Origin of the sequence: Lentzea alba, from assembly GCF_011067745.1 — a bacterium.
Classification (GTDB): domain Bacteria; phylum Actinomycetota; class Actinomycetes; order Mycobacteriales; family Pseudonocardiaceae; genus Lentzea; species Lentzea alba.
Genome location: NZ_JAAMPJ010000004.1, coordinates 224,242 through 246,602, shown reverse-complemented (window position 1 = coordinate 246,602; position 22,361 = coordinate 224,242). Strand labels below are relative to the sequence as shown.

At 70.2% G+C, this 22,361-nt stretch carries 25 protein-coding genes; 15 read left to right on the top strand and 10 right to left on the bottom strand.

Translation table 11 applies throughout. From position 1 onward, the window contains the following. The first annotated feature begins 5 nt into the window (after positions 1 to 5). Positions 6 to 602 carry a superoxide dismutase family protein gene (locus G7043_RS16835; RefSeq protein WP_166046610.1) on the top strand — a complete coding sequence of 199 codons (597 nt, stop codon included), beginning with the start codon at positions 6 to 8 and terminating at the stop codon, positions 600 to 602. A 69-nt stretch (positions 603 to 671) separates the two neighbouring features. Here the strand turns inward: G7043_RS16835 and G7043_RS16830 are convergent, their stop codons facing one another. Continuing rightward, complete coding sequence (locus tag G7043_RS16830; protein WP_166046609.1) at positions 672 to 2,057, bottom strand: helix-turn-helix domain-containing protein; 1,386 nt, start codon at positions 2,055 to 2,057, stop codon at positions 672 to 674. A 142-nt stretch (positions 2,058 to 2,199) separates the two neighbouring features. Between G7043_RS16830 and G7043_RS16825 the strand changes: the two genes are divergently transcribed. From G7043_RS16825 to G7043_RS16815, 3 genes are all read left to right on the top strand, one after another. Further along, positions 2,200 to 4,842: a type 2 lanthipeptide synthetase LanM family protein gene (locus tag G7043_RS16825; protein WP_166046608.1), complete on the top strand. Its 2,643-nt coding sequence runs from the start codon at positions 2,200 to 2,202 to the stop codon at positions 4,840 to 4,842. After that, positions 4,839 to 5,024 carry a hypothetical protein gene (locus G7043_RS16820; RefSeq protein WP_166046607.1) on the top strand — a complete coding sequence of 62 codons (186 nt, stop codon included), beginning with the start codon at positions 4,839 to 4,841 and terminating at the stop codon, positions 5,022 to 5,024. Before G7043_RS16825 ends, G7043_RS16820 begins: the two co-directional genes overlap by 4 nt. Positions 5,025 to 5,091: 67 nt before the next feature. Next, on the top strand, positions 5,092 to 7,965 hold the full coding sequence (locus G7043_RS16815) for a helix-turn-helix transcriptional regulator (RefSeq protein WP_166046606.1): 2,874 nt from the start codon (positions 5,092 to 5,094) through the stop codon (positions 7,963 to 7,965). Here G7043_RS16815 and G7043_RS16810 read toward each other — a convergent pair. Continuing rightward, positions 7,914 to 8,312 (bottom strand): hypothetical protein, encoded by a 399-nt coding sequence (locus tag G7043_RS16810; RefSeq protein WP_166046605.1) that lies wholly within the window; start codon positions 8,310 to 8,312, stop codon positions 7,914 to 7,916. The genes G7043_RS16815 and G7043_RS16810 overlap by 52 nt on opposite strands. 106 nt (positions 8,313 to 8,418) lie before the next feature. Here G7043_RS16810 and G7043_RS16805 point away from each other — a divergent pair, with 106 nt between their 5' ends. From G7043_RS16805 to G7043_RS16795, 3 genes are read left to right on the top strand one after another with little or no spacing between them, the layout of a single operon-like run. Next, entirely contained in the window at positions 8,419 to 8,850 is a 432-nt protein-coding gene (locus G7043_RS16805) for a DUF4383 domain-containing protein (RefSeq protein ID WP_166046604.1), read from the top strand. Continuing rightward, complete coding sequence (locus G7043_RS16800; RefSeq protein ID WP_313887959.1) at positions 8,834 to 9,811, top strand: carboxylate-amine ligase; 978 nt, start codon at positions 8,834 to 8,836, stop codon at positions 9,809 to 9,811. Before G7043_RS16805 ends, G7043_RS16800 begins: the two co-directional genes overlap by 17 nt. 7 nt (positions 9,812 to 9,818) lie before the next feature. Then, a complete protein-coding gene (locus G7043_RS16795) occupies positions 9,819 to 10,808 on the top strand; it encodes an iron-containing redox enzyme family protein (RefSeq protein WP_242642359.1) in 990 nt (329 codons plus the stop codon). On the opposite strand, the gene G7043_RS16790 is transcribed toward G7043_RS16795, so the two are convergent. Beyond that, positions 10,730 to 10,966: a CDGSH iron-sulfur domain-containing protein gene (locus tag G7043_RS16790; RefSeq protein WP_166046601.1), complete on the bottom strand. Its 237-nt coding sequence runs from the start codon at positions 10,964 to 10,966 to the stop codon at positions 10,730 to 10,732. The two genes, G7043_RS16795 and G7043_RS16790, sit on opposite strands and share 79 nt — an antisense overlap. After that, complete coding sequence (locus G7043_RS16785) at positions 10,941 to 11,603, bottom strand: HemK2/MTQ2 family protein methyltransferase (protein ID WP_166046600.1); 663 nt, start codon at positions 11,601 to 11,603, stop codon at positions 10,941 to 10,943. The genes G7043_RS16790 and G7043_RS16785 overlap by 26 nt, the downstream gene beginning before the upstream one ends. 72 nt (positions 11,604 to 11,675) lie before the next feature. Between G7043_RS16785 and G7043_RS16780 the strand changes: the two genes are divergently transcribed. Next, positions 11,676 to 12,260 carry a hypothetical protein gene (locus G7043_RS16780; RefSeq protein WP_207311411.1) on the top strand — a complete coding sequence of 195 codons (585 nt, stop codon included), beginning with the start codon at positions 11,676 to 11,678 and terminating at the stop codon, positions 12,258 to 12,260. On the opposite strand, the gene G7043_RS16775 is transcribed toward G7043_RS16780, so the two are convergent. Both G7043_RS16775 and G7043_RS16770 read right to left on the bottom strand, forming a co-directional pair. After that, positions 12,255 to 12,731: a DUF1360 domain-containing protein gene (locus tag G7043_RS16775; protein WP_166046598.1), complete on the bottom strand. Its 477-nt coding sequence runs from the start codon at positions 12,729 to 12,731 to the stop codon at positions 12,255 to 12,257. The genes G7043_RS16780 and G7043_RS16775 overlap by 6 nt on opposite strands. Beyond that, positions 12,728 to 13,531, bottom strand: coding sequence for an SDR family NAD(P)-dependent oxidoreductase (locus G7043_RS16770; protein WP_313887918.1), 804 nt, complete (start codon positions 13,529 to 13,531; stop codon positions 12,728 to 12,730). The genes G7043_RS16775 and G7043_RS16770 overlap by 4 nt, the downstream gene beginning before the upstream one ends. A 139-nt stretch (positions 13,532 to 13,670) precedes the next feature. Between G7043_RS16770 and G7043_RS16765 the strand changes: the two genes are divergently transcribed. The 3 genes from G7043_RS16765 to G7043_RS16755 are packed head-to-tail and all read left to right on the top strand — an operon-like array spanning position 13,671 to position 16,707. Further along, the gene (locus G7043_RS16765) at positions 13,671 to 14,672 is read left to right on the top strand and encodes an efflux RND transporter periplasmic adaptor subunit (protein ID WP_166046596.1); all 1,002 of its coding nucleotides are present in this window, start codon (positions 13,671 to 13,673) and stop codon (positions 14,670 to 14,672) included. Beyond that, on the top strand, positions 14,672 to 15,379 hold the full coding sequence (locus G7043_RS16760) for an ABC transporter ATP-binding protein (protein WP_166046595.1): 708 nt from the start codon (positions 14,672 to 14,674) through the stop codon (positions 15,377 to 15,379). The genes G7043_RS16765 and G7043_RS16760 overlap by 1 nt, the downstream gene beginning before the upstream one ends. Further along, complete coding sequence (locus tag G7043_RS16755) at positions 15,379 to 16,707, top strand: ABC transporter permease (protein ID WP_166046594.1); 1,329 nt, start codon at positions 15,379 to 15,381, stop codon at positions 16,705 to 16,707. The genes G7043_RS16760 and G7043_RS16755 overlap by 1 nt, the downstream gene beginning before the upstream one ends. 264 nt (positions 16,708 to 16,971) lie before the next feature. Here the strand turns inward: G7043_RS16755 and G7043_RS16750 are convergent, their stop codons facing one another. Then, positions 16,972 to 17,757: an aldo/keto reductase gene (locus tag G7043_RS16750; RefSeq protein WP_166047028.1), complete on the bottom strand. Its 786-nt coding sequence runs from the start codon at positions 17,755 to 17,757 to the stop codon at positions 16,972 to 16,974. A gap of 51 nt (positions 17,758 to 17,808) precedes the next feature. Further along, a complete protein-coding gene (locus G7043_RS16745) occupies positions 17,809 to 18,573 on the bottom strand; it encodes an SDR family NAD(P)-dependent oxidoreductase (RefSeq protein WP_166046593.1) in 765 nt (254 codons plus the stop codon). Positions 18,574 to 18,656: 83 nt separating this feature from the next. Between G7043_RS16745 and G7043_RS16740 the strand changes: the two genes are divergently transcribed. The 4 genes from G7043_RS16740 to G7043_RS16725 are packed head-to-tail and all read left to right on the top strand — an operon-like array spanning position 18,657 to position 21,477. Continuing rightward, positions 18,657 to 19,094: a MarR family winged helix-turn-helix transcriptional regulator gene (locus G7043_RS16740; RefSeq protein ID WP_166046592.1), complete on the top strand. Its 438-nt coding sequence runs from the start codon at positions 18,657 to 18,659 to the stop codon at positions 19,092 to 19,094. Positions 19,095 to 19,116: 22 nt separating this feature from the next. Then, on the top strand, positions 19,117 to 20,208 hold the full coding sequence (locus tag G7043_RS16735; RefSeq protein WP_166046591.1) for an acyl-CoA dehydrogenase family protein: 1,092 nt from the start codon (positions 19,117 to 19,119) through the stop codon (positions 20,206 to 20,208). A 19-nt stretch (positions 20,209 to 20,227) separates the two neighbouring features. Then, positions 20,228 to 21,025, top strand: a complete 798-nt coding sequence (locus tag G7043_RS16730; RefSeq protein ID WP_166046590.1) for a thymidylate synthase — start codon at positions 20,228 to 20,230, stop codon at positions 21,023 to 21,025. Then, on the top strand, positions 21,022 to 21,477 hold the full coding sequence (locus G7043_RS16725; RefSeq protein WP_166046589.1) for a dihydrofolate reductase: 456 nt from the start codon (positions 21,022 to 21,024) through the stop codon (positions 21,475 to 21,477). Before G7043_RS16730 ends, G7043_RS16725 begins: the two co-directional genes overlap by 4 nt. Here G7043_RS16725 and G7043_RS16720 read toward each other — a convergent pair. Both G7043_RS16720 and G7043_RS16715 read right to left on the bottom strand, forming a co-directional pair. Then, positions 21,474 to 21,995, bottom strand: a complete 522-nt coding sequence (locus tag G7043_RS16720) for a YciI family protein (RefSeq protein ID WP_166046588.1) — start codon at positions 21,993 to 21,995, stop codon at positions 21,474 to 21,476. The genes G7043_RS16725 and G7043_RS16720 overlap by 4 nt on opposite strands. After that, complete coding sequence (locus G7043_RS16715) at positions 21,995 to 22,354, bottom strand: MmcQ/YjbR family DNA-binding protein (protein ID WP_166046587.1); 360 nt, start codon at positions 22,352 to 22,354, stop codon at positions 21,995 to 21,997. Before G7043_RS16715 ends, G7043_RS16720 begins: the two co-directional genes overlap by 1 nt. Positions 22,355 to 22,361: the final 7 nt, after the last annotated feature.

Here is a 22,361-nt window from a genome sequence, read left to right as displayed (position 1 = left end):
GAACCATGCGCACGACTGTCGCGGCCCTCGTGGGTGCCGTCCTGCTCACCGGTGGACTGACCGCCTGCTCGACCCCGGCTCCCGCGCCGGCTCCGACTCCGGCACCGGCACCGGCCATCAAGCCGGTGGCCGAGGCGTCGGTGGCGGCCCCGGCGGCGTCCGGCGATCAGCCGAAGGGCATCACGTACGACGTTGCGCGGGTTCCGTTGGACGCCAAGCTCTCCACCGGCACCTCCGTCTCAGATGGACGGACGACGGTCGAGCTGAAGGTGTTCGGCCTGCTGCCGGACACGAAGTACGGCTCGCACGTGCACACCAAGCCTTGCGGCGCCAAGCCCGCCGACTCGGGCCCGCACTACCAGAACGAGAAGGACCCGGTCACGCCGAGCGTCGACCCCAAGTACGCCAACGCCCAGAACGAGATCTGGCTCGACTTCACCACCGACTCGACCGGTGCCGCCACCGCGACCGCGACCGTGACGTGGGCGTTCCGCAAGGGCGAGGCGAACGCGGTCGTCGTGCACGCCTCGCACACCAGCACCGAGCACGGCAAGGCGGGCACCGCCGGCGACCGCCTCGCGTGCCTCACTGCCCAGTTCTGATTGATGAGGGGAGCTTTCATCAACCCCAGGTTTATGAAAGCTCCCCTCATCAACCACCCGGACGGGTGACTAGCAGGGCCAGGTCAGGGCCACACCCCCGGTGAGGTGTGGTCCTGACACCGGTTCCAGCACCGCCGCGCGCACGAGGTTGAGCACCTCGTATCGGGGTCCGGCGCGACGGACCAGTCCTCGCACGCTCAGGGCGTGCGCCTCGGGCGCGGTGTCCCAGTCGACCCCCTCGGCCATCCGCGTGAGCAGCGCCCGCTCGTCCTCGTCCAGTGTGGACAGCGAGAGGCGCAGAGAGTCGCGCAAGTGGGCCGAGGTCGGGTCCACCGGGTTGGTGCGCAACCGTTCCAGCAGGTGCTGCGGTGAGTAGACCATGAACCACCCGGCCGCGAACTCCAGCGCCGACGGCAACCCGTCCAGCTCGCGCACGAGGCCGACCAGCGCGGCCTCGTTGGTGGGTTCGGGCCGGAAACCGGGTCGCACCCGATGCACGTGCGTCAGGAGCAGCCGCACCGCCGCATCCTCGCCCAGCGCCGCCAACGGGAACACGTGCTCGCCCGGCAGCCCGGTCGGCGCCAGCGCGGTGACGATGACGCGCAACCGCGGGTGCGCGGCCAGCAGGCAGAGGTCCGGCAGCCGGTCGGTGACGAGCACGGTGTCGAGGTCGTCGTCGATCACCGGTGTCCGCGCCGGGTGCCACAGCACCGACCAGCCGAGCCGGAAGTGCAGCTCCCCCGCCACCTCCAGGGCGAGCCGCGTCTTGCCGACCCCGCTGACGCCGGTGATGGTGACGAGCCGCCGAGGCGCCGGGACGTGCCCGGTGACGCACCCCTCGTCCGCCACCGCACCACCGCCCGCGATCGTGCCCAGCCCTCGTCCCGCCCCCGACCCGTCCTCGACCGCGCCACCGTCCGCGGCCAACCCCCGGCTCGTCCGCGGCCCGTATCCGGCGACGTACGCGCCGTCCGTGACCGCACCATCGCCGGTGATCGTGACCGGACCCCGCCCCGCCGCGCGCCCGGCGACGTACGCGGCCGCACCACCGCCGGCAACCGTCGCCGACTCCCGCCTGAGTGCCGCCGAGCCGTGCCCAGCGGCTCTCAGGCCCTCGCCCAGGCCCTCACGCGTGCCCTCGCCCGCGGTCAGCAGCTCCGTCAGCGCGGCGACCTCCATCTCCCGGCCCTGCACCGCCGCGGTCGGCGCGGGCGGGGCCACCGGCACCGGGCCGGTCGGGCGACCGGCGGCCTGTTGCAGGTTCAGGCGGCTGCCCTCGTCCAGGCGCAGGCCGTCCGCGAGCAGGCGCACCGTCTCGGCGCGCGGGGATCTTGTGCGGCCGCATTCCAGGTCGCGGATGGCTCGTACGCTCACCATCGCGAAATCTGCCAGCTGCTGCTGGGTGAGGCCCGCGTGGATGCGGTGCGTGCGCAGTAGTTCGCCGAACTCCCTCATGCCGTTCCCTCCTCGGACCTTGAGTCTCGGGCCGTGGGAGCGGCGAAACATGGGGTGCGGTCCCCCATATTCACGTCCGCGCGCAAATCTGGGGGATGGCTCCCCATGTGCCGCGGCGCCGGCGCGTGCGAAGTTCTTCGCCGTGACCTCAGCGGCCGAGACCAGCACCGGCGAGAGCTGGACAGCGGCGTTCGCGCGCGCGTTGCGGCCGCTGATCGACGCTGCTCGCGCTGAGGTCGCGCCGCCGTTCGACGTGCCGTTCGCCGAGCAGCTCGGGCGGCGGCTGGTCGCCATCGCGGCCCGTGCGCTGGTGCTGGAGTTGCACAAAGCGCGCGGAACCCTGCACGGAGCCACCGGTGCGGAGCGGTTCGACGACTTCACCCGGACGCTCGACCTGGCCGCGGTCTTGGGGCGATATCCGGTGCTGGCGCGGTTGCTCGCGCAGGCCTGTGAGCAGGCCGTTTCGGTGCACCACGAGCTGAGTTCGCGGTTCGCCAGGGACCGCGCGGCGATCGTGGACAGGATTTTCCACCGGCAGGATCCGGGCGCGCTCATCTCGATCGAGACGGGGCAGGGCGATCCGCACCAGCAGGGGCGGACGGTCGCGATCCTGACCTTCGAGAACCACGCCCGGCTGGTCTACCGGCCACGACCGGTCGAGCTGCACCTCCGGTTCGTCGCGCAGCTCGAGTGGCTGTCCACGCGGACCGGCATCGAGTTCCGGTCGCCGCGGCTGCTGGCGCGCGACGGGTACGGGTGGCTCGAACACATCGGCCACGAGCCGTGCGCGGACGTGGCCGGGGTCGCCGAGTTCTACCGCAGGCTCGGCGCGTTGCTGGCGCTGCTCTACGCGGTCGACGGCACGGACATGCACTTCGAGAACCTGATCGCGTGCGGCGACCAGCCGGTGCTCGTGGACGTCGAGACGCTGTTCCACCCGACGCCGGCCACGTCGGACGACCCGGCGGCGCTGGCGCTGGCGCGGTCGGTGTACCGCACGGCGCTGCTCCCCCACATGGTGCTGGGCGACAACGGGATCGTGGACGTGGGCGGCGTCGGCGGGGATCAGGGCGTGTTGTCGCCGGTGGACCTCGTCGACTGGGCCGACGCCGGCACGGACCGGATGCGGCTCGTGCGGCGGCCTCGCGAGTCGCCGGGGGCGTTCAACCGGCCGTTGCTGCACGGCACGCCCGCCGAGGCCGGCGACTACCAGGACTCGCTGCTCGCGGGGTTCCGCGCCGGCTACGACGCGATCGTGGCGCATCGGGACGAACTGCTGCGGCTGGTGAAGGCCTGCGCGGACGACGAGGTGCGGTTCGTGGCGCGCGCGACGCGTCACTACGCGAGGCTGCTCGACGAGTCCACGCATCCGTCCGTGCTGGCCGACGCGCTGGACCGCGATCTGGCGTTCGGCGTGCTGGTGGTCGGCGATCCGCTGCTCGACCGGCTGGTGCCGTTCGAGGTCGCCGACCTGTGGCGAGGTGACGTGCCGCTGTTCACCTGCCGGCCGGGTTCGCGCGATCTGTGGACCGGGGCCGGGCTCCGGCTGCCGGAGGTGCTGCCGGAGCCCGGGCTGGCGGCCGTGGAACGCAAGATCGCCGCGATGAGCGAGGTCGACCGGCACGACCAGCAGTGGGTGATCACGGCGGCGCTGGCGTCCCGGCCGCGTCCGGTCTCGCACCACTCCGGCACGTCGTCGCCCGGCCACGTCGCCGCGGTCGACCCGGATCCGGCGCGGCTGCTGGTCGCCGCCTGCGGGATCGCGGACCAGATCCTGGCGCACGCGGTCACCGGCGAGGACCGGGTGAACTGGCTCGGGCTCGAACTGGTCGACGACCGGCATTGGGCGGTACAGCCGCTCGGCGCCGGTTTGTCCAACGGCTACACGGGTGTCGCCCTGTTCCTGGCCGAACTGGGCGCGCTGACCGGCGCGGCGCGGTACGTCGACTTCGCGGTGGATGCCATGCGGCCGCTGCCGTCGCTGCTGGAACTGTTCGCCTCGACGCCGGAACTGGTCGCGTCAGCGGGTGGCGGGCTGCACGGCCTGGGCGGCATCTGTTACGGGCTGGCGCGGCTGACCCCGTTGCTCGGCCTTGATCCGCAACTGTTGTCGACGGCCGTGTCACTGATGCCGCTGGAAGATTCGTCGATGAGTGTCGTGGACGGCGTCGCGGGGTCGCTGGCCGCGATGCTCGCCGTGGGTACGCCTAACTCGCTCGCGCTCGCAGATCACTACGCGGCGATCCTACGAGGTGCCATTTGTTCCACTAATGGGTTCGCCCGTGGCCATGCGGGAATCGGATGGGTGCTGCGGCGTTACGCGGCAACGGTTTCGAACGAGTCATCTGATGTGGCCGAGTCGTCAGAAGTGGCAGGGAGAGCGTTCCTGGAGAGCGACGCCATCGACCCGACCGACGCCGGTTGGTGCGGAGGTCTCGCGGGCGCTGCCCTGGCACGCGACGACGAACGTCTCGCCGGCCTGCTGGCCGCCCGGGAACCGTTGCGGGACATGAGTCTCTGCCACGGCGAACTGGGCGTCGTCGAAGCTCTGGCCGCGCACCACCCCAGCGCCGCGACCCGTCGCACGGCGCTTCTGCTGGGAGCACTGGACGAACACGGCGCCCGGTGCGCCACCCCGGGTGGCGTGCCGTCGCCAGGGCTGTTCACCGGCCTCGCCGGCATCGGCCACGGCCTGCTGCGCCAAGGGTTCCCGGTGCCGTCCGTCCTGCTGCTGGAATCACCGTCACCGTCATTTCGGCACACAACCGAGGAGTGCACCCGATGAACGAGTCCCTGCCCCGACCCGCCGCGACCGACCCGGTCGAGGACGCGATCGGCGAGATGGAGCTCACCCCGAAGACCTTCGCGGGTGCACGGGCCCGCGCCCTGGTGGGCCTGACGCTGGCGATGGGCGCCTTCGCGTCGATCACGCCCACGCTGTCGGACACGAGCGTCAGCGTCCAGTAGAAACTTTCACGGCGAATACGCCTGGCAGCCGATACGGAACAGGTCTTCCGGCCGCTAGGGTCCAGCCATGCAGACCCGAGCTTCCCACGTGGTCGGCCGTGATCGAGAGGTCACGGCCATCACGGAGGCACTCGGGCACACCCGTGAATCCCGTGGTGGCGCGGTCTTCCTCACCGGGGAGGCCGGCATCGGCAAGTCCCGGCTGGCGCGCTACGCCGCGGGCCAGGCGTTCGAGCAGGGCATGCGGGTGCTGAAAGGACGCGGCACGACCATCGGTCCCATGGTGCCGTTTCGTCCAATCGCGGAGGCGCTCCTGGGCCTGTTCCGAGGTGAGCCGCCGGACGACTCCGCGCTCGGGCCGTACAAACCCGTGCTGGGCACCCTGATCCCGGAGTGGCACGACCACCGGGCCACGACGGAGTCCGTCGTCGTGCTGGCGGAAGCGGTGCTCAGACTGCTCGCGTCCGTCGCACGGAAGACGCCGTGCCTGCTCGTGCTCGAAGACCTGCACGAGGCCGACGCCGAGACGCTCGCGGTCGTCGAGTACCTCGCGGACAACCTGGAGGAGCAACCGGTTCTGCTGCTCGCCACGATCCGCACCGAGCCGGGCCACGCGCTGGAACTGGTCCACCGGATGGTGCAGCGCGGTTCCGGCAGCCTGATGGAGCTGCGCAGGCTGACGCAGGACGAGGTCGCGCAGATGACGGCCGCCTGCCTGGAGAGCGAGCGGGTGCCGGCCGAGCTCACCGATCGCTTGTGGACGGACAGCGCCGGAAACCCGTTCGTCATCGAGGAACTGCTGCACGGCATGGTGAGCGGCGGGTTGCTCGTCGCCGGTGCCGAGGGCTGGCAGGTGCTGGGCGAGCTCAAGCTGCCGGTGCCGGCGGCGTTCGTGCGCAGCGTCGCGCACCGCACGGACCGGCTGGGGCCGCAGGGCCGGGAGGTGCTGTCCATCGCGGCGGTGCTGGGCCACCGGTTCCCGCTCTCCGTGGTGCAGCGGGTGAGCGGCACCGACGACCGCGCGTTGCTGAGCCATCTGCACGCCGGGGTCGCCGCGCAGCTCGTGACGCCCGACGAACCCGCCCCCGACTGGTACGCGTTCCGGCATCCCCTGACCGCCGACGCGTTGCTCGCGCAGCTGACCCCGGCCGAACGCACGGACCTGTCCCAGCGCACCGCCGACGCGATCGAGGACCTGCACCCCGGGCTGCCCGGCGACTGGTGCCCGCTCGTCGCGAAACTGCGGTTCGACGCCGGCTCCACCACGCGGGCCGGTCTCCTGTTCGCCGAGGCGGGCAGGCGAGCGCTGGCGGGTGGTGGAGCGGAGTCGGCCGTCGCGTTGCTCGATCGCGCACAACACCTGCTGGACAACGACGTCACCGCCCGCGCCGACGTGCTCGACGCCCTGCTGCCCGCGCTGGCCGTGCAGGGCGACTTCGACCGCGCCTTCGCCCTGGACATCACCCTGCTCGGCCTGGACGCCCCGCGCCGCGCGAAGCTCCACACGCGACTCGCCCGCGTCGCCCACACCGCCGGGTTGTTCACCGAAGGCGTGGAACAGGTGCGCATCGCCCGCACGCTGCTCGGCCCCGACGCACCCGACGAGCTGACCGCGCAGCTGGACGTGAACTCGGCCTACCTCACGCTGAACATCCCGAGCCCGGACCGGATCTCCTCGGCTGCGACGCTGGCCAGGCAGGCCGCTCACGCCGCCGCACGGGCACAGCTGCCGGCGGTGGCGTGCGAGGCGTGGCAACTGCTCGGGACCATCGCGCGTGATCAGGACATGGCCGAGGCCAACGCGTGCTTCGGGAAGGCGCTCGCACTCGCGGACGCGCATCAGATGCCGATCCAGCACGCCACCGCGCTGGTGCGGCGAGCGGGCAACGACTGGCTCGAACACGGCAGCATCGAGGCACTCGTCCGGTCGCGCGCGGAGGCGTTCCGAGCGGGCGCGATCACGGTGGCGCACAACGTGGACGCCATCCTGACGCTGCAGTCCGTGCTCGTCGGCGACTACGCGGCGGCGGCGGAGGAGATCGAGAGGTGCCTGGAGGTCACCGCGCGCCTGCGGTTCCCCGCGCTGACCCGGTATCTGTTGATGTCGAAGGCGACGCTCGCCGCGCACCGCGCCGACCGCGCCGGAACCGACGACGCCGTCGCGAAGTTCGAGTCCGTCGGGAAGAGCGGCGCCCAGGAGTACCCGCACTGCATCGGGCTCGCGCGCGCGTTCTGCGCCCTGCTCGAAGAAAACCACGCGCTGGCAACGCAGGAGCTCGACCGGGCGCTCGAGCTGGAGTCGCAGAACCCCACGACGTTCCACCTGTCCGGCACGCGGGGCATGCGCGTGCTGCTCGGCGTGCTCGACGGCCGGTTCGGCTGGTCCGACTACCGCACGCTGACGGACGCGAGCGCCGCCCGAATGCGGTGGAACCGGCAGTTCGCCGAACTCGCGCACGCCGTTCTGCTCGGCCGCGACGGCAGGTGCGGCGAGGCGGCGGAGGCCTTCCAGCGCGCCCAGGAGGCCGCGGCGTTGTACCCGATGGCCCGCCACCTGGGTCTGCGGCTGGTCGCGCCGGAAGCTTCGACGTGGGGCGATCCGGTGGCCTGGCTCCGGTCGGCCGAGGAGTACTTCCACCAGGCCTCGATCCCCGCGGTCGCGTCGGCGTGCCGCGGCCTGCTGAGGCAGGCCGGTGCACCGGTGCAGCAACGCCGCACCGGTACCGAACAGGTGCCGCGCCAGTTGCGCGGGCACGGCGTGACGGTGCGCGAGTTCGAGGTGTTCGTGCTGCTCGCCGACCGCATGGGCAACAAGGCGATCGGGACCCGGCTGCACATCTCGCCGCGCACCGTGGAGAAGCACGTGGCGTCGCTGATCGCGAAGACCGGTCAGCCGGACCGGGAGTCCCTGTCGGCGTACGCGGCGGCGCTGAGCCGCTGACGCTCGCGCTTGAGGCGTGCCTCGTGCTCGTGCCGCCGGCTGCCGCCCAGGTCGTCGCGGGCGGAGCGTTCCACGTCCCGGAACACGTCGTAGTAGGTGTCGTCGTACTGCTCCACGATCTCGAACGTCCACTTCCCCGGCAGCACGTTGCGGCCGACCAGCTCACGCAGCACCCTGCCCGCGTGCTCGTGGTGGCCCGCCTCGCGCAGGGCGGCGATCGCGTCGTCGAGCAGGAAATCGGCCGTTCCGGTGAGCTGGTGGAACGCGTAGAGGTGGCCGCGCGCCTGTTCGACGGTCTCCAGGGCCTTGCTCAGCTTGCCGAGCGCTTCGCTCGTCTGGTCGTCCATGCCACACCGAATACCCCACCCGCGTTTGTGCCTACCGCCGCCGGGTAGCCGATCACCGACCGTGTCCACCCAGATCGAGGTCCACCACAGAGCGAGGTGACCATTCATGGTCGACGTCAGAACACGCACTCCCGTCCAGCAGGCCGCGCTCGCCGTGGCGGCCGTGTTCGCGCTGGTCGGCGTACTCGGCTTCATCCCGGGCATCACCGCGAACTACGACCAGATGACCTTCGCGGGTCACCACTCCGGCGCGATGCTGCTCGGGATCTTCATGGTGTCGATCCTGCACAACATCGTGCACCTGCTCTTCGGCGTCGCGGGCTTCCTGGCCGCGCGCACCACGGGCGGCGCACGGGCGTTCCTGATCGGCGGCGGCGCGGTGTACCTCGTGCTGTGGCTGTACGGACTGGTGATCGACAAGACGAGCGAAGCCAACTTCGTGCCGTTCAACAGCGCGGACGACTGGCTGCACTTCGTCCTCGGCATCGGCATGATCGGACTGGGAGTCGCGCTTGGCCGGCGTGCCGCACGGCGCTGACACCGTTGGCGTAGAAGAAGAGTTCCTGCTCGTCGACATGGCGTCCGGGCGCACCGCGGTGCGCGCGGACGCCGTGCTGGCGGGCGTTCAGGACACGGTGCTGACGAAGTTCCACGGGGAGCTCGCGAGCACGCAGGTGGAGGCCGCGACCGGCCCGTGCACCTCGGTCGCCGATCTCGGTGAGGCGCTCCGGGAGGCTCGCCGGACACTCGCGAAAGTGGCCGGGGAACTCGGACTCGAGCTGATTTCCCGCGGCACACCGATGAAACCGTCGTTGCAACCAATCGTGTCGCACGACCATCCCCGCTTCCGCCGCGTTCTCGACACCTATGCGGGCGTGGTCGAGCATTACGAGGCGTGCGGTTGTCACGTCCACGTGGGCGTGCCGGACCGCGAAACCGGTGTCCGCGTGCTGAACCACGTGCGGCCGTGGTTGCCGACGTTGCTCGCGTTGTCGGCGAACTCGCCCGACAACGGCTACGCGAGCTGGCGGATGGTGCAGCAGTCGCGGTTCCCCGGTTCCGGGGTGCCGCCGGTGTTCACCAGTGCCGCCGAGTACGACGCCTGCGTCGCGCGGATGGTCGCGTGCGGCACGCTGGTCGACCGCGCGCAGTCGTTCTGGCTCGCCCGCCTGTCGCCGAAACTGCCGACCGTGGAGTTCCGGGTGGCCGACGCGGCACGAACCGTGGACGACGCCGTGCTGCAAGCCGCCCTGTCGCGCGCTCTGGTGCACACAGCGTGCCTTGGTGACGAATCACCCCCGGTGCGGGACGACGTGTGCGCAGCGGCCGTCTGGACGGCGTCCAGGTACGGCCTGGACGGTGCCGCGGTCGATCCGTGGCGGGAGTGCCGGGTGCCCGCGACGGCGCTGCTCGAGGCGCTGCTGGAGCACGTGACGCCGGCGCTGAAGGCGCGGGGCGAGCTCTCGCTCGTGCATGACCTCGTCGACCAGCGGGTATGAGACCGGCATGAAGCTTCCCTCGCCGCGCGGTCCGTTGTCCGAGACCGTCATCGGCACCCTGAACGGAGAGCCGGACGGCCGGCCGCTCCCGTTCACCGACGCCGATCCGTACGGCGAGGACCTCACCATCGCGCTGCACGTGTTGTACGAGCTGCACTACGGCGGGTTCGACGGCGTGCACGAGGCCTGGGAGTGGGATCCGGAACTGCTCAAGCTCCGCGCCCAGGCCGAGATCGTCTTCCTCGCCGCGTTGCGGTCCGATGTGGACGGCGGCGACGACCTGGAGGCGGCGCTGGCCGACCTGCTGGTCGAGCACGTCCCCGGCAACGGCGTGTCGCACCACCTGCGGGGCAACGGGACCTGGGACGAGATGCGCGAGTACTTCGCGCACAGGTCGGTGTACCACCACAAGGAAGCGGACCCGCACGCGTGGGTCATCCCACGCCTGCGCGGCCGGGCCAAGGCGGCGCTGGTCGCGGTGGAGTTCGACGAGTTCGGCGGCGGGCGGGCCGACCGGATGCACTCGCGGCTCTACGCGGATCTGCTCGAAGGCGCCGGAATGTGCCCGGACTACCTGCACTACCTGGACGACGTGCCCGCACCAGCCATCGCGATCGTCAACATGATGTCGTTGTTCGGGCTGCACCGGTCGTTGCGGGGCGCGCTGGTCGGCCACTTCGCCGCCGCGGAGATCACCACGGCGCCGAGTGCCCACCGCATGGCCCAGGCACTGCAACGCCTCGACGCCGATCCGCGGTGCGTGGAGTTCTTCACCGAGCACATCGAGGCCGACGCCGTGCACGAGCAGATCATGCGGCGGGACGTCATCGGCTCACTGCTGGAGCAGGAACCAGGGCTGCGGGCGGACGTGACGTTCGGCATCCAGGCCACGGAACTGCTCGAGGCCCGGCTCGCCGATCACCTGCTGTCGTCGTGGGAAGCCGGTGAGTCGTCGCTGCGCACGCGCTTGCGGTGGCTGGTGTCGCAGAACGGGTAACGCTTGCTGCGGCGGCAGGCGCACACCGCGACCACGAACCGGTCGCTGGTGTGCGTCACGCCGTCGTCGGTGACGATCTCGACCGGTCCCTCGACGAGCACCGGCCCGTTCGGCACCACGGTCACCCTGCGCTCATTCGGCGCGTTCTGGCCGGTCACCGCGGATCACCACCAGTTCCTCGAGGCGCTGGCCGGGCTCGATGAGGCCGTGCCGTTCCAGGAACTCGACCCTGCCGTGCATGACCGGCCCGAACGGCACCCAGCGCCGCTGCACGATCGCGGCTTTCAAACCGTTGTCCCGCAGCTGCCGCAACGTGGTGTCCACTCCGCACAGTGCCGAATGGACCATCAACAGCACACCGCCCGGCACCAGCAGGTCGAACATCCTGGCGCACAACGGGTCGAGCAGCTGCCGTCCGTCCCGTCCCGCGTCCCACGCGCGTGCTGGTCCACGAGCCGCGCAGGGACTGGCCGCGGGCACGTACGGCGGATTCGAGAGCACGAGGTCGAAGCTCTCGCCCGCCACGACCTCCAGTGCGTTGCCGAGCCTGACCCGCAACGGCAACCGTTGCAGGGCCGCGTTGACCCGCGCGGTCCACACCGCACGCCGGGAGACGTCCACACCGGTCACCTCGGCCGCGCCGGCGCGAATCGCCGCGATGGCCAGCGCTCCCGTGCCGGTGCCGATGTCCAGCACCCGCGCACCCGGCGCGATCGCCGCCGCGTGCAGCGCCTCGACGAGAAGCGCGGTGTCGTCCTGCGGCGTGTACACGCCTGGTGCCCTGAGCAGCCTCACAATCGGAGAATCCCCCTGCCGAACGCCTTGAAACACCGTGTTTTCGTGCGGTTTCGGCGGGTACACGAGGATGTGCTGACCACTGTGTTCCAGCTGCTCGCCCGCGTGCGCAAAGCCAGGGCGCTGCATCCGCGAGGCGTCCAGATGACCGGCGAGCTGAACGGAACGGCGCCGTTCCCCGACAAGGCAGCGGTGACCGTCCGTCTGTCCAAAGGCGCCGGGACCGGCCGCGGCTGGCCGGACGTGCTCGGCCTGGCCGTGCGGATCCCCACTGAGTCAGGCGACTGGGACGTGCTGTTGTCGAGCACCGGCACGGGCCGGTTGACGCGGTTGCTGCCGAAGTTCGTGCGCCACTGGCGAGATGCGCGCCTGGGCACGCTGGCGCCCTACCGGTACCGCGGCGAACTGCTGTGGTTCATGGCCGTCCCGGGCGAGGGCGAGCCACCGACGCGGTTCAGGATTCACGCCTCAGGTGCGGACGCCGACTGGCACGAGGTCGCCTCTGTGACGCTGCGTCCCGAGCACCCGACGACGGATCCGGTGGCGTTCGACCCGGTGCTCAACCGGCCGCCGGAGCTGGAACTGGCGCCGCGCTGGCTCGCCGCGCTGCGTGAGCAGGCTTATGCGGGGAGCCGGCGCGGCCGCCAGGGGTCATGACTTCAGCTTGTCGTACACCAGGTTCAGCGCGTCGGACGCCGCGACCGCGGCGAGCGCCGTCGACACCAGGCGGGTGAGCCGCGGCGCGAACACCAGCCCCGCGGTGAGCCCGCTCGCGATCCACACGCCCGCGCAGAACGGACACGTGACGAGCTCACCGATCGCGTGCTGAGCCGGGTGGTCGTCGCGGGGTGACTCCTTGAGCTCCGCGTGCCCCGCCGGTTCTTCGTAGCGGGTGAACGGAGCCCTCAGCGGGCTCGTCACCGCCTCCTTGGTGAGCAACCGGCTCGCCTTGTGCGTCGCCACGCCGACGAGCGTGGTGTCACCGAGCGAGAACCGTTCGGGCAACCGGGCACCGGTGAGGCGCCCCGCCACCGCGACGACGCCCGCCAGAGTCGTGTAGCTGCCGATGGCGAGGAGGTAGCCGGGCAGCGGCCTGCCCTCGCCGTACGACTTCCAGATCCGCTTCACTCGTCGGAACCTCCGGCCGAACCGGGCTCGGTCATCGTTCGCATCATCTTGGCCTTCACCGGGTCCGGCGCGACCTTGCCGGCGATGGCCTGCACCTTGTTCTTGAGCGAGCCCGCGACGACGTGGTCGTCGCCCTTCATCAACGCCTCGAAACCCTGCTGCGCGACCTGTGCCGGGTCGTCCTTGTCCCCCGTGGCCACCTTGGTGTCCTGCATGCCGGCGCGGTCGAAGAACTCGGTGTCGGTCGGCCCCGGCATCAGCGTGGTCACGGTGACGCCCGTGTCGCGCAGCTCTTCCCTGATCCCCTGCGCGAACGAGGCCAGGAACGCCTTCGAGGCCGCGTAGACCGAGTGGAACGGCCCCGGCGCGGTCGCCGCGACGGACGACGTGAAGAGCACCTTGCCCTCCTTGCGGTCCACCATGTCGCTGAGCAGCCGGTGGGAGAGGTGCACGGCGGAGCGCACGTTCAGGTCCACGATCTCCAGGTTGTCGTCGACCGACGTGTCGCGCACGAAGTCACCGCCGACGCCGACGCCCGCGTTCACGGCGAGCACGTCGACGGGCCGTTCCATCGCGCGCACGTGCGAGACGAGCGCCTCGACACCGTCGTAGCCGCTCAGGTCCACGCGCACCGGATCCACCCGCACGCCGCCGCTGCGCAGCTTCAGCTGTGCGGCCGCTTCGTCAATCCTTTCGTCCTCGGCCACAACGACGAGGTCGAAGCCGTTGTCCGCGAGTACTTTCGCGAGTTCGTAACCTATTCCGCTCGAAGCACCGGTTACCACGGCAAGCGCATTCACAGGTCTTCTCCTTCCGGTCAACGACCGGATACCCGTGGCCACCAGGTCGATGCGACATCGGCCGAAAGTCCGATGCAACCTCCTGGGCCCGTGCGGTGTCCTTATCGGTAGGTTGGTCGAAACGACATGGGGGACATTCGTGCGCAAAATTCTTCTCGCGCCGCTGTGCGCGCTGGTCACGGTCACCGTGGCGGCGTGCAGTCCGTCAGGTCCGGAACAGGCCAACCCGGAACTGGCACCGCGCGGCACCACGATGACCAAGGTCAAGCCGACCAAGCAGGACCTCACCACCAAGCTCAGCATCTCCGGCAAGGTCGAGATGAACCCGACGTTCGGGCTGGTCGCGCCAGTCGACGGCCAGGTGCGGTTCTTCGAGATCCCGGCACCCAACGGCACGCCGACCAAGCCCATCCGGGTCGCGAACGTGTGGAAGGACGGGGCGCCGAACTACGTCGAGATCCCGGCCGGTGCCACGTTCGGCGGCCGGCTGGTCGACGACAAGGCGACGGTGACGGCGGGCATGCCGCTCGCGTCGGCCAAGCACGTGGGCTACGCGCTGGTCGGTGACATCGACGGCCAGCAGGCGTACAAGATCAGCGGTGCGCTCACCGACGTGACCGCGCAGATCAAGAACGGGCCCGGCCCGTTCCCGTGTGCCGTGCTCGGCACGATCGCCGCGCTGCCGCAGGCCACCATCCCGGAGAAGCCCCAGCAGACGCCGGAGAACAAGGACGCGTCCAAGGACCAGCCGAAGCAGCCCGAACAGCCCAAGCAGCCGGACCAGCAGCAGCAGCAGCCCAGCGGGTCGACCGGCCTGCGCATCGTGTGCACCGCGCCCGCCGACGTGAAGATGATCAACGGCGCCGCCGCGTCGATCGAGGTCACCACGGGCAAGTCCGCGCAGGCGCTGGTGGTTCCGGTCGAGGCCGTGGCCGGTCAGCAGGGCAAGGGCAAGGTCGACGTGATCCAGCCGGACGGTTCGCGCCGCACGACGGACGTGACGCTCGGCCTCACCGACGGCAAGGTCGTCGAGGTCAAGTCCGGTCTCACCGGTGACGAGGAGCTCGCGGTGCCCGGCCCGAACCTGCCGGAAGGCCAGCAGCAGGGCGGCGACCAGCAGCAGAAGCCGACGGGACCGTGATGACCGCGCCCCAGGTTCCGGTCGCTCCCGTGCAGCCCCCGCTGCTCCAGCTCAACGGCATCACGAAGGTTCTGAAGGGACAAGGGGAACCGCGCACGATCCTGTCCGGTGTGGACTTCACCGTCCAACCCGGACAGAGCGTGGCGATCCTCGGCCGTTCCGGCTCCGGCAAGTCGACGCTGCTGTCGCTGATCGGGCTCTTCGACCGCGCCGACGAGGGTCAGTACTTCCTGCACGGCAACGACATCACGAAGCTCCCCGAACGCAAGGCAGCGGCGTTGCGCAGCGCGGAGTTCGGGTTCGTGTTCCAGCGCTTCTTCCTGCTCAAGCACCTCAGCGCGGCGCAGAACGTGGCGATGGCGCTGGTGAACGGCCAGGGCTGGTCGGCGCGGCGCAAGCGCAAGCAGCAGGTGATGGAGGCGCTGGAGCAGGTCGGCATCGCGCACCTCGCGAAGTCCAAGCCCAGCAGGCTTTCCGGCGGTGAGCAGCAGCGCGTGGCGATCGCCCGTGCGCTCGTCCGGCAGCCGCGCATCATCCTCGCCGACGAACCGACCGGCGCGCTCGACACCGAGACCGGCAACCTCGTCGTCGAGGTGCTGCTCAACACGACCAGGCAGGGCTGCGGCCTCGTGCTGGTCACGCACGACCACGACCACGCGCGCAAGATGGGCCGCGTGATGGAGCTGCGCGACGGGCGGTTCAACTGATGCTTTCCGGCAAGTTCCGGTCCGCCCTCGTCATCGGCGGACAGGGCATCCGTGCCCGAAAACTGCGCACGTTCCTCTCGATGGTCTCGCTGTTCCTCGGTGTGCTCGCGGTCGTCACGGTGCAGGCGGGTGCGGAGATCGCCGAACGCGCGATGCTCACCGACGTCGAGCTCCAGGCCGGCAAGGACGGCACGATCATGGGCTACGTGCCCGGCGAGAAGGGCGCGCCGGGCATCGTCGAGACCACGCTGAAGGGCCGTTCCGACGCGGTCGCGATGATCGGCTCGCAGGCGATCATCGGCGAGCCGGGTGTGCGGCCGATCAACGAGGGCGGCATGCCGTTCGAGTACGCGAACCAGGGCGGCAACTACGGCGGCCCCTCGATGATCTGCGACGCCAGCGGCGTGTGTCACGAGCAGAAGCAGCCGGAGAAGAAGCCGGACGGCCAGGCGATCGAGGTCAGCATGATCGCGCTGACCGGCGACATCCGGCCGTTCAAGCCGTTCCGCCCGGTCTCCGGCACCTGGCTCGACTTCACCTCGGCCCCGTCGCTCGCGCCGCGGATCGTGCTGAACGAGGAAGCCGCCAAGGGGCTCAAGCAGTACCGCATCCCGGGCGAGATGATGATCGAGGGCGCCACCCACCACGTGACTCCGCAGATCGCCGGCGTCGTGCAGGACGGCTACATGCAGCCGCGGATCTACCTGCGCCTCGACGAGCTCCGCACGTGGATGCCGACGGCCGCCGAGACCAACGACGGCAACAGGTTCCGCGGCGGCGGCCCCGGTCTCGAAATCTACCTGGAGCCGGGTTCCGACGACCTGCAGCAGCTGCTGCGGTCCAAGCTCATCGGCGCCGGGATCGACCAGCAGAACCTGCACTTCCAGCCGGTGAACTCCAAGGAGCGCATGGAGTCCGAGCTGAGGATCATGCGGCTGATCTTCCTCGGCATGGCGTTCCTGGTGCTGCTGATCGGTGTCGCGGGCATCCTGAACGTCGGCCTCGCCACGGTCGGCGAGCGCGTCGAGGAGTTCGCCCTGCGCCGGGCGGTGGGCATGTCCCGCATGCTCCTGGCGGGCATCGTGCTCGCCGAGACGTTGCTGACCGGCCTGCTGACCGCCGCGCTGGCGATCGGCGCGGGCGCGGCGGGCCTGCAGGTCGCGCTGATGATGTTCGGCCACCGCTTCCCGTCGTTGCAGGGCACCACCTTCCCGTGGGAGGCCGGGGTCGCCGGCGTGATCGCGGGTCTGGTCGCCGGTGTGCTGGGCGGGCTCATCCCGGCCATCCGGGCGGCGCGGATCCCGATCGCCACAGTCATGCGAGCCTAGAGAGGCGAGGCTCGTCGCCAGCGAAGCCCCGGACCGCATCAAGCGGGCCGGGGCTTCGTATTTGCCCGCCCAGAGCGCGCATCGACGTCAACCTCGTTCGAGTGAAGCAGCGCCACAGCCGCCACGCTCCGCAACCCCACCCGCCCTGCCGACGGGCACGCGGGGCCCTTTCGTACTGTCAGAGCGAACGAAAGGGCCCCGCGTGTCGAAAAGTGGGGCTGGTGAGGTTGGTGTGGGTGAACGAGCGCCGCTTCGACACACGTCCTAGTTGAGCTGGTCCGGGTCCGGGCCGATGCGGCCGCCGCGGTCCAGAGTGGACAGCAGCTCCAGCTCGGCGTCCGGCAGCTCGAAGTCGAACACGTCGATGTTCTCCCGGATCCGGGACGGCGTCACGGACTTCGGGATCACGACGTTGCCGAGCTGCAGGTGCCAGCGCAGCACGACCTGGGCCGGGGACTTGCCGTGGGCCAAGGCGATCTTCGTGACCACCGGGTCGGCGAGCAGTTCGCCGCCCTGGCCGAGCGGGGACCAGGCCTCGGTCTGGATGCCGTGCTCGGCGTGGAAGGCGCGGGCCTCGTTCTGCTGCAGGTACGGGTGCAGCTCGATCTGGTTGACCGCCGGCACGACACCGGTCTCGTCGATCAGCCGCCGCAGGTGCGCGGGCTGGAAGTTGGAGACGCCGATCGCGCGGACGCGGCCCTCCTTCTGCAGCTCGACGAACGCCTTCCAGGTGTCGACGTAGGTGTCGCGGGCGGGCGTCGGCCAGTGGATCAGGTACAGGTCGAGCACGTCGAGGCCGAGCTTGCGCAGCGACTGGTCGAACGCGCGCAGCGTGTTGTCGTAGCCGTGGTCGTCGTTCCACAGCTTGGTGGTGACGAAGACGTCGGCACGGTCCACACCGGACTGCGCGATGGCCGCACCGGTGCCGGCCTCGTTGCCGTAGGCCGCTGCGGTGTCGATGCTGCGGTAGCCCGCCTTCAGCGCCTCCGCGACGGCGGTCGTGGCGTCGGCGTCGGGCACCTGCCAGACGCCGAAACCGAGCTGGGGCATGATGACGCCGTTGTTGAGCTTCACGTTGTTCAAAGCAAAATCCTTACCTGGTTACGGAATGAGCGTCGGAGCGGTGCCGCCGTCGACGCGCAACGCGGCTCCGGTCGTCGCGGACGACAGGTCCGACGCGACGTAGGTGATGAGGTTCGCGACCTCGTGGGGACGGATCAGCCGGCCCAGCAGCAACGTGGGGCGTTCGGTGCGGACGAACTCCGCCTCGCCGCCGTCGCCGACGCGGTCGCGGATGAACTCCTCCACGCCCGGCGTGAGCGTCGGGCCGGGCAGCACGGAGTTCACCGTGACGCCGGTGCCCTTCACCGACTGCGCCATGCCGCGCGCGATGGCGAGCTGGGCGGTCTTCGTCATGCCGTAATGGACCATCTCGGTGGGCGTGAAGACGGACGACTCGCTGCTCACGAAGATCACCCGGCCCCAGCCGCGTTCGACCATGCGCGGCGTGTAGTACCGCGAGAGCCGTACGCCGGACATGACGTTGGTGTCGAAGTAGCGCTGCCACTCGGCGTCGTCGATCTCGAACACCGGCTGCGCGCCGTAGATGCCCAGGTTGTTGACGAGCACGTCCACGTCGGGCACCTGGCTGATCAGCTCCTGGACGCCTTTCGCGGTCGAGATGTCCGCAGCGACTCCGCGCACGTTCCCGTACCCGCTGAGCTTGCCGACCGCCTCGGCCACCCGCTCCTCGCCGCGACCGCTGACCACGACCGCGGCGCCCGCCCTGAGCAGGCCTTCCGCCGTCGCGAAGCCGATGCCGGCGGTCGAGCCCGTCACCAGCGCCGTGCGTCCCGACAGATCCATGTCTCTCCCCGGTAGACTTGTTGAAGACGATTACAAGCGTACGCAATAGTTGCAGACGCTGTCTATTCGAGAGGGATTGACCTATGTCACTGGACGACGACGCCGTCCAGGCGCGCGCGCAGGGCTGGCGCACGCTCGCGGCGTTGCACGCGCGTATCGAGGACCGCCTCGAGAGAGCGCTGCAGAAGGCGCACGAACTCTCCGTCAGCGAGTACACCGTTCTGGACGTGCTCAACCGTCAGGACGGCTTCCACCTCCGGATGAACCAGCTGTCCAACGCCGTGGTGCTCAGCCAGTCGGCCACAACGCGCCTGGTCACGCGGCTGGAGGACCGCGACCTGCTCGCGCGTTACCTGTGCCCCACCGACCGTCGCGGGATTTACACCGAGGTCACCGAGAAGGGGCACGAACTGCTCGCACTCGCCCGGCCGACCCACGACGAGGTGCTCTCGGAGTCGCTTGCGGAAGCCGGGAACGTTCCCGAGCTCAAGCCACTCGTTGAGGTGCTCGCCAAGCTGTAGGGCGTCCAGCAAGATCGCTCGCATGGATCTCCACGCCCTGATCCGCGCCGAAGCGCCGTTGGCCGAGCAACAGCGCGCTCTCACCGAACCGGTGCTGACCGCGCTCGTCGACCACGGCGTGCACCGGCTGATCGCCCCGAAGCGCTACGGCGGCGCCGAGGTCGGCCTGCCGGAGTGGAGCCGCGAGATCCAGGAACTCTCACGGTCCGACGCCTCGACGGGCTGGACCGCGATGACGACCACCATCTCGTCGTCGCTGGCCTGGTACCTGCCGCAGGAGGCCGCCGACGAGGTCTTCAACGACCCACGCGCGTTGATCGCGGGCACCGCCGCGCCGCTCGGGAAAGCCGTGGAGGCTGACGGCGGTTACCGCGTGACCGGCCGTTGGGGCTGGGGCAGCGCTGTCGCTTATTCCTCGTGGGTCATCGGTGGCACGCTCACGCCCGTGGGCCCACGTCTGGCCGTGTATCCGCGCTCGGACGTCACCATCCACGACACCTGGCACGCCGCCGGCCTGTGCGCGACCAGTTCGCACGAGTTCTCTCTCGAGGACGCCTTCTTGCCGTTGCGACGCGCGGTGTGGCCGATCGGCATCACGCCCGGCATCGAAGGCCCCATCACGGTGTTCCCGTACTTCAGCTTCCTGGCCGTCGGCGTCGCGTCGGTGTGCCTGGGCGTGGCCCGCCGCGCGATCGACGAGATCGAGGCGCTGGCCGTCGACAAGGTCCCGCAGTACGCGACGTCCCGGCTCGCCGAGCAGACCGGCGTGCAGATCGAGGTCGCGACGATGGAGGCGAGGCTGTCGTCGGCGGCGGCGTTCCTGCACGAGACGCTGAGCACGGCCTGGGATCACGCGGTCAACTCCGAGCCGACGCCCGACCCGGTGAAGGCGCGGCTGCGGCTGGCCTGCTCGTTCGCCTCGGGTGAGGCCACCGACGTGACGCAGAAGGCGTTCGCGGCGGGTGGCGGCAGCTCGGTGTTCGAGTCATCGGCTTTGCAACGGTGTCTGCGCGACGGGCACGTGGCCGCTCAACACACGGTGGTGTCGCGACGGCTGTTCGAGACCTACGCCATGCTGCGACTCGGCCTTCAGCCGGACATGAGTCGGTTCTAAGTCATCTAAGCTCGCCCATATGGCCGACACGCAGTACGAAGACCTGCTCCGCCACGTCCTGAAGGAGGGCGTGCACAAGGAGGACCGCACCGGCACCGGCACGCGGTCGATCTTCGGCCACCAGCTGCGCTACCCGCTCGCGGCGGGCTTTCCGCTGATCACGACGAAGAAGGTGCACTTCAAGTCGATCGCGTACGAGCTGCTGTGGTTCCTGCGCGGCGACAGCAACGTCCGGTGGCTGCAGGAGCACGGCGTGTCCATCTGGGACGAGTGGGCGTCGCCCGAGGGTGAGCTCGGCCCGATCTACGGCGTGCAGTGGCGCTCGTGGCCGACTCCGGACGGCGGTCACGTCGACCAGATCGCCGAGGTGCTGCGCACGCTGAAGGAGAACCCCGACTCGCGGCGGATCATCGTGTCCGCCTGGAACGTCGGCGAGATCCCGCAGATGGCGCTGCCGCCGTGCCACGCGTTCTTCCAGTTCTACGTGGCCGACGGCAAGCTCTCCTGCCAGCTCTACCAGCGCAGCGCGGACCTGTTCCTCGGCGTGCCGTTCAACATCGCCTCCTACGCCCTGCTGACGCACATGATCGCCGCCCAGAGCGGCCTCGGCGTCGGCGACTTCATCTGGACCGGCGGCGACTGCCACATCTACGACAACCACGTCGAGCAGGTCGAACTGCAGCTCAGCCGTGACGCACGCGAGTTCCCGGCGCTGCGGATAGCAGACGTGCCGTCGCTGTTCGACTACCGCTACGAGGACTTCGAGATCGTCGGTTACGACCCGCACCCCGGCATCAAGGCACCGGTGGCGGTGTGATCGGCCTGATCTGGGCCCAGGCCCCGGACGGCGTGATCGGCCGCGACGGCACCATGCCGTGGCACATCCCGGAGGACATGAAGCACTTCCGGGAGATCACCGCGGGCTCGGCCGTGCTGATGGGCCGCCGCACCTGGGAGTCGCTGCCGCCACGCTTCCGTCCCCTGCCGGGCCGCCGCAACCTGGTGCTGTCCCGCACGCCCCAGGAGGGCGCCGAGACGTTCTCCTCGCTGGAGAAGGCGCTCGCGGACGTCACCGGTGACCTGTGGGTGATGGGCGGGTCGGCGGTCTACGCGGCGACGCTGCCGTTCGCGGACCGCGTCGAGGTGACCGAGATCCGCGAGGTCTTCGAGGGCGACACGTACGCCCCGGTGCTCGACCGCGAGCCGCTCAGCGTGGGCGAGTGGCAGGAGTCCCGCTCAGGTCTGCACTACCGGTTCGTGAGCTACTAGCGGCGTCCGCCGAACTCCCACTCGTGGACCTCGACGGCGTCGTACCGGTCCGCGGTCAGCACCGATCGCGGATCGGCGGACCTGACCAGCGCGGCCGTTCCGAGCCAGGTGGCGCCGTCGTCGGACAGCAGCGGCCCGTACGCGATCAGCTCGTCTGGGCGTCCGGGAACGAGATCCGCGGGCTCGCCGGAACCGAACCCGAGCACGAGGTGGCCGCCGCCGTCGCGGCCGCCGGGGAAGTCCCACATCGTGCGCCCGAGCACGTTGCGCCACCTGCGCAGCAACACGTCCCGATAGGCGCCTGCCTGGTAGTTCGGCTCGTCGAACACGAACGCCCGTGCGGCCGCCACGTCCGGAAGCTCGACGACGTGCACGCTGCCGGTGACCACGTCACCGGAGAACGTCGGACCGCGGGCGATCAGCTCGAACCGGTCCATGTAGGCCCAGTGCTCCTCGCCGAGCCGCTCGCGCAGCGGCAGTGAGCCGGGCCGATCCCGGTGATAGCAGAAGAACTCCACTAACGCCGCCGCGCTCGTGCGTGCCAGGCCTCCACGATCAACTCCTCCAGCTCCCCCACCTCGATGTGCTCCAGCCGCACCAGTATCGCGGGATACCCGTTGAAGTGCGGCGTGGTGAAGTAGACCGACTCGTCGGAGGCCAGCAACGCCTCCTTGGCCCCCAGGTCCGGCACCCGCGCCGCCAGGATCGGCCCGGACGGCGCGGCGGCCCCCAGCGCCGACAGGTCGGTCCCCCGCAGCGGCCGTTCCCAGACGAAGAGCTTCTCCTTGACCCTCCAGTCGACGACGCCCTCCCGCACCCCTTCCGTCACGTCGGGCATGGAGGTGGCGATCCTGCGCACGTCGTCCCAGGTGGCCATCACACGC